7 protein-coding genes are annotated in these 6333 nt (G+C 37.6%); 5 read left to right on the forward strand and 2 right to left on the reverse strand.

Annotated elements, in window-relative coordinates:
- Positions 1-92: 92 nt before the first annotated feature.
- A complete protein-coding gene (gene glsA / locus ABS917_RS11600; protein WP_350479125.1) occupies positions 93-1013 on the forward strand; it encodes a glutaminase A in 921 nt (306 codons plus the stop codon).
- A gap of 50 nt (positions 1014-1063) precedes the next feature.
- Here glsA and abc-f read toward each other — a convergent pair whose 3' ends face one another.
- Entirely contained in the window at positions 1064-2524 is a 1461-nt protein-coding gene (abc-f, locus tag ABS917_RS11605; RefSeq protein WP_350479126.1) for a ribosomal protection-like ABC-F family protein, read from the reverse strand.
- A gap of 422 nt (positions 2525-2946) precedes the next feature.
- Here abc-f and ABS917_RS11610 point away from each other — a divergent pair, with 422 nt between their 5' ends.
- The 4 genes from ABS917_RS11610 (at position 2947) to ABS917_RS11625 (ending at position 5547) form a co-directional block, all read left to right on the forward strand.
- The gene (locus tag ABS917_RS11610) at positions 2947-3681 is read left to right on the forward strand and encodes a DUF2087 domain-containing protein (protein WP_350479130.1); all 735 of its coding nucleotides are present in this window, start codon (positions 2947-2949) and stop codon (positions 3679-3681) included.
- Positions 3682-3692: 11 nt separating this feature from the next.
- A complete protein-coding gene (locus tag ABS917_RS11615; protein WP_350479127.1) occupies positions 3693-4040 on the forward strand; it encodes a DUF6176 family protein in 348 nt (115 codons plus the stop codon).
- A 219-nt stretch (positions 4041-4259) separates the two neighbouring features.
- Positions 4260-5309, forward strand: a complete 1050-nt coding sequence (locus tag ABS917_RS11620; RefSeq protein ID WP_483316061.1) for a YeeE/YedE thiosulfate transporter family protein — start codon at positions 4260-4262, stop codon at positions 5307-5309.
- A 13-nt stretch (positions 5310-5322) separates the two neighbouring features.
- Positions 5323-5547 carry a sulfurtransferase TusA family protein gene (locus tag ABS917_RS11625; RefSeq protein WP_008404823.1) on the forward strand — a complete coding sequence of 75 codons (225 nt, stop codon included), beginning with the start codon at positions 5323-5325 and terminating at the stop codon, positions 5545-5547.
- A gap of 496 nt (positions 5548-6043) precedes the next feature.
- Here the strand turns inward: ABS917_RS11625 and ABS917_RS11630 are convergent.
- On the reverse strand, positions 6044-6333 hold a 290-nt coding region (locus ABS917_RS11630; RefSeq protein WP_350479128.1), incomplete at its 5' end, for an integrase core domain-containing protein.

Raw genomic sequence — 6333 nt, forward strand, 5'->3', positions numbered from 1 at the left:
AATATATTCGAGCAGAAAAAAGGAAATAATAAATGTAGAGTATATGATAGAAAATGAGGAGGTGAGCAGCTAGTTACGTCAACTAGTGTCAAATGAACAAATTACAAAATATTTATGAACAGGCAAAGCAAATGACAGCAGGTGGTAAGGTCGCATCGTATATACCAGCACTTGCTGCAGCAAATAGTGATTTGTTTGCAGTAAGTTTACTAAGCGCAGAACAGGAAATCGAATTAGGTGATTGTACAGAAACTTTTACGCTTCAAAGTGTCGTGAAAGTAATCAGTTTTATGGTCGCTGCAAATCACCACGGTATAGAGGAAATCATGGATTATGTTGATGTGGAGCCGACAGGGGATTCATTTAATTCGATCGTCCGCTTGGAAGGCCATAATAATAAGCCGTTCAATCCGATGATCAATGCAGGGGCGATAACGATCGCTTCGTTACTTCCAGGTGAGACAATGTTCGAAAAAGTGAAATCTGTGACGACTTATTTAGAACAAATGATTGGAAAGAAAGTGCATATTAATAATGAAATCTATTTTTCGGAATACCAGTCAGCTGATTATAACCGGGCAATCGCCTATATATTACAGGCGAATGGTTTCCTGAAATCAGATGTTGAGGAAGCTCTTCAAGTCTATTTACAGCTCTGCTCGATTTCAGTAAATGTGTCAGATTTAGCGAAAATGGCATTTTATTTTGCGACTAATGGAAAAGAAAGTGAAGCTTGCTGCAATAAAGAGGTAATTAATATTGCAAAAGCTTTAATGCTCACATGCGGCATGTATAATGCATCCGGAAAATTTGCAGCGTTTGTTGGGTTGCCGGCAAAGAGCGGTGTATCCGGTGCAATCATTGCCATTGTACGTAATGGTGAAATAGAACAACTGAAAGGTCCGATTGGCATCGGCATTTATGGACCAGCAATTGATCAAGTCGGTAATAGTGTAGCAGGCACCGATTTTTTGATGCACCTGTCAAAGGATTATGATTTGTTTTGTTTATAATAGGAAAAGGAACATTCCCTCAAAAAATAAAGGAATGTTTCTTTTTTAGTTTAACGATAAGGAAGAAGTTCGATAACTTTCGTTGCGGTGTTTTTTACAAATGTTGCGTCATGCTCCACAAATAATAACGTCGGTTTATATTGAGCGATCATTTTTTCAATCTGTTGCTGGTTAAAAACATCCAAATAGTTGAGCGGTTCATCCCAAATATAAAATTCTGCTTCGAGTCCCAGCGACTTTGAAAATTCGACTTTCTTTTGCTGACCCATGCTCATACTTTCGATTGGAACCTGAAAAACATCACGGTTTAATCCGAAAATGCGTAAATTGTTTAAAAATAATGTGTAGTCGATTTGCTGTTCAAAGGCATAGTCTTTTAACATCCCTCGATTATATTCATAATTTTGGCGGATAACACTTGTGCTCAACCCTTGTGGCATGTTCATTTCGCCGTTTACAGTACCGGAAAATGTACCTTGTAAATATTGAACAAGTGATGTTTTACCACTACCGTTCGGTCCGACAATGGCAACTTGCTCTCCTTGGAAAATTTCAAATGAAATAGGTTGGAACAGCGGTTGATCACTATAACTCAACGTAAAATTTTTCACCCGAAGCACAGGATTCCGATGCTTAAATTGACATTTTATCGTCAAATCGCTTATCATTTCAATATTTTTCAGCAGATTCGTTTTATTCTCGATTTTTTCCTGTGTGCGTTTTTCGATAGCTTTTGCCCGTTTATTCATACGTTTTGCAACGGCATTACCGAACGGATCATTACCTGAAGGCTTTTCACGTTGCCCGGCCCAGTTAGACTTTTCGCGAGCCGTTTTTTGCAGGCGGTTGATTTCAGCGTTTAATGAGCGATTTTGCTCGAGTTCAAACTCGTCCTGTAGCTTCTTCTGCTGTTCATAAATTGAGAAGTTTCCTTTGTATACGCTAAGTTGGCTTTTTTCAATCGCCAAAATATGTGTGACCACTTCATCGATAAATTGACGGTCATGACTGACGACGATAAAGCCTTTTTTCTTTTTCAAATAGTTTGCAACGATGGACCGGCCTTTCATATCGAGGTGATTCGTCGGTTCATCGAGCAGCAGAAAACGGTTTTCTTCACAAAAGACAGCAGCAAGCATTATTTTTGTTTGTTCGCCTCCTGACAATTGCTCAAAGGGCATCCATAGCAACGATTGATCAAGCGACAAAAGCTGGCATTCCCGTTCGAGCTTCCATAACTCAACTGGCATTACCTCATCAATCGCATAATACGTACTAACTTTTGAATCGCGAATAGTAAGGGGAAAATAATGGAATTCTTCATCACTTGTTACTGTTCCGCTGTATGGTAATTTGTTTTGCAGTAAATGAAGCAAAGTTGTTTTTCCACGACCATTACGGCCTATCAGACCAAGCTTCCAAGTATTATCGATCGTTATATTAATGTTATTAAATAATGGTTCTTCGAGTAAATCATAGCTAAATGATACGTTTTTCATTTCTATTGGCATATATTCATACCTCCAAATTTTGGTTTGAAAGTATACGCATTCACAAAGAATATTTATATATAAAAAATCCTTCTGAAAAAGTCAGAAGGATTAGTAATCATACGTAAATAAGCCTTTAAAATCGCTAAAGGAGTATAAATGGGCAGACTAATCCTATTTTATGTGAAAATGCGTATACATTTTTACGTGTAAAATAGAATTATTTATCCATCAGCCATTCATCTTCCTTTCCAGTAAATTACTAGTAGTATGCCATAGATCGTTTGGGAATTCAACCCTCTTATTCATGGAGCAATCAAATCCAAAAGAAAATCCATTTTTCCTTTGGAGAAAATTATAAAGTGGGAATAACTCATATTAGTAAACGAAAAATAAAAATGTTTACAAATATGATGACGCATTTTATAAATGTTATAGAGGTGATGTTTTTGGAAATTCAAAATATTTCAACGGAAGCACTTATAAAAGGTTTTGAAATGAAACAGGAATGTTATCAATGTTTGTTTTGTAAACAGTCCTATCATTTAGATGAAGTCTTTCCGTATGACAATCGTTTTCTGACAGCGGAAGGCATGATTAAAAAGCATATTGAGCTGGCGCATATTTCACCATTTCATGCTTTGCTTGCTTTAGATAAAAAAGTGAGCGGGTTGTCAGATGTTCAAATTGAAATGATGCAGCATTTTTTCGAAGGCAAAACCGATCAGGAAATTGTAAGTGATAGCAATGTTTCGAGTGTATCAACAGTTCGTCAGCATCGCTTTAAACTTCGTGAAAAGGAAAAACAGGCGAAAATTTTTATTGCCCTCATGCAGCTAATGAAAAACCCTGAACATTATCAAATACATAAAGGGGCGAGACAAGTGGATGAACGTTATAGTATCGAACAGAAGGAACGAGAAAAAGTACTGACTACCTATTTTAAAAACGGGTTGGACGCGGGGATAGAAACGATTCCAAGTAAGGAAAAGAAAAAACTCATTATCCTTCAGCATATTTTAAAGCGTTTTGAAGAAGGGAAGCACTACCATGAAAAAGATGTGAATGAAATTTTAAAGACTGTTCATGATGATTTTGTATCACTGCGCCGTCATCTGATTGAGTATGGCTTTATGGAGCGGAGTGACGATGGTTCGGAGTACTGGGTGAAAAAATAGGGGGGCTATCTATGAAGGTAGAGCTGACACGATATCGTGTAAAAGCCGGGAAAACTTCTTTAGTAAATGAATGGATGGATTTTTTAAATGATCATATGGAAGATGTACTCGTAACACTTGAGGGAGAAAAAATGTATGTGGAAACAATTTTTCACGAACATTTCAATGGTGAAGAATATTTATACTGGTATTCGGTGCAAGGAAAAGGTGGGGTGGATGTTGATGATTCCACCCATTGGATTGATAAAAGACATCTGGAATACTGGGATGAATGCATCGATGAAAGCTTTGGTTCTATTGATTTGAAAACAGAGGTCGTAATGATTCCTGAAAAAGTACGGGCTAGTATGAACTGTTAATGAAACACTGATTCTTAATATTAGAGAAATAAATTTTCTGAAAATAATATTCAGGTTTGTATGTTCTTAATAAAATATATTCATTTTCGTCCTTTAAACGAGAAAACCAACTAAAATTATATGATTATCTTAATTTCAATCAAAATACTTGTATTATAGTAGTATTATATTATATTATATCCCTATTGATAAACTTGGTTTTAAATAGGAGGAATTATTTTGTTGCAAATGGCAATAACGGGTATCCTTTGTGGTGCTCTTTTAGGATTTGTGATGCAACGTGGACGTTTCTGTTTAACAGGCGGTTTCCGTGATATGTACATCGCAAAAGATAATCGTATGTTTTATGCATTATTAGTAGCCATTGCAGTTCAAGCGGTAGGTGTGTTCCTACTGATTGAGGCAGGGGCGTTTGAATATACAGCAGGTCAGTTCCCATTATGGGCAACGATTGCAGGTGCATTTATTTTCGGTATCGGGATTATTTTAGCAGGCGGCTGTGCGACAGGCACTTGGTATCGTGCGGGTGAAGGCTTAATCGGAAGCTGGATCGCATTGGCATTTTACATGTTAATGGCAGCTATTATGAAGTCAGGCCCATTAGCACAATTTACAGTTGATGCACGTACACCGGTAGTAGGTACTGACTCAATTGCCGATACTTTTGGCATTAATGTCTGGTTTTTAGTCATTCCGTTTGTTGCATTGGTGGCGTTCATTGTTTACCGTGAATTACGCAAACCACGTGTGAAAATTCCAGGCTTGAAACCTAAGAAAACAGGTTTGGCACATATTTTATTCGAAAAACGCTGGAATCCGTATGTGACAGCAATTTTAATCGGTTTGATCGCAACATTAGCTTGGCCGTTAAGTGCTGCATCAGGACGTATTTTCGGTTTAGGGATTACAACACCTTCAGCAAACATTCTACAGTTTTTAGTAACTGGCGACTTAGACATCATTAACTGGGGTGTATTCCTTGTTATGGGTATTTTATTCGGTTCTTACTTCGCTGCGAAAATGAGCGGTGAATTCCGTTTACGTACACCGGATACAAAAACAGTTGTGCGCAGCTCTGGCGGCGGTATTTTAATGGGATTCGGCGCAAGTATTGCAGGCGGATGTTCAATCGGGAACGGTCTTGTAATGACATCAATGATGACTTGGTCAGGTTGGGTTGCTTTACTATTCATGATTTTGGGTACATGGACAGCATCGTACTTCGTATTTGTGCGTCCATCAAAAAAACGTGCAACAGCGCGTGCTTAAGGAGAGAATTTACATGAAAAAAACATTAGAGGTATTAGGAATGGTTTGTCCGTTTCCATTAATCGAAGCAAAAGAAGCAATTAAAGAATTAAACACAGGAGATGAGCTGGAAGTACAATTCGATTGTACTCAAGGCACAGAATCCATTCCACGCTGGGCAGCAGAAGACGGCCATGAAGTAACGAACTACGAACAATTAGGCGAAGCTTCTTGGACAATTACAATTAAGAAAAAATAATTTCCGAGTTATAGGCAGCATCTCGATATTTGAGATGCTGTTTTTTTATGGGGTGACAGGCAAGATAGGGGGCATATTACCCGACACTATAGATTGAAAGATTTTATTTATTATGAAGCTATTAAGGCAAATTAAGATTTAAAGTAAATTTTGGCTATTGCAGAGCTTTTATTAGAATATTTATGGGAGTTATTAGAAAAACTCGGAGCGATAATAGAATTTAAAACAACGATTTTAGAATATAGCGTGCCAATCTCTAAGGATTTGTTAGGGAAGTACAAAGCTTGGGTTTTTATTAGAACAATTCAATGGATTATTAGAAAAAGTCAGAGAGGTATTAGAAGATCCTCAGGTGGTATTAGAACATGTGGTCTTCCGTCAATATTTCGGACAAACGTTAAGAGACTTTTTTTGCTACCGCCCTTCGGTTGCTCTGCTTTTCATCCCTCCATGCCCAAACCTGGGCATGGAGGGATGAAAACCCTGTAAGAGAACTTTATGAGGCATTTTGACAAACAGACTCCTGTTGATTTCTCTCAAATTGGTTTGGTGATAAATAACCGATTGTTGAATGACGTCGTCGTTCATTGTAAAAGCTTACGATATATGACTCCACGCTTTTTCTTGCTTCTTTTTTGGATTCGAAACGGTTACGATAGATCCATTCTTTTTTGATTGTGGCGTGGAAGGATTCAATACACGCATTGTCATAGGGATCTCCTTTACGACTCATGCTAATTTTAATCCCATGTTCTTTTAAAGTGCTTGTATAGCTTGTGGCACAAT

The sequence above is a fragment of the Solibacillus sp. genome, assembly GCF_040273735.1.
Taxonomy (GTDB): Bacteria; Bacillota; Bacilli; order Bacillales_A; family Planococcaceae; genus Solibacillus.

Coding starts and splice junctions, on each gene's coding strand:
- ABS917_RS11615 (WP_350479127.1), top strand. CDS start 3,693: ATGAAGGTAGAGCTGACACGATATCGTGTAAAAGCCGGGAAAACTTCT.
- abc-f (WP_350479126.1), bottom strand. CDS start 2,524: ATGCCAATAGAAATGAAAAACGTATCATTTAGCTATGATTTACTCGAA.
- glsA (WP_350479125.1), top strand. CDS start 93: ATGAACAAATTACAAAATATTTATGAACAGGCAAAGCAAATGACAGCA.
- ABS917_RS11625 (WP_008404823.1), top strand. CDS start 5,323: ATGAAAAAAACATTAGAGGTATTAGGAATGGTTTGTCCGTTTCCATTA.
- ABS917_RS11610 (WP_350479130.1), top strand. CDS start 2,947: ATGTTTTTGGAAATTCAAAATATTTCAACGGAAGCACTTATAAAAGGT.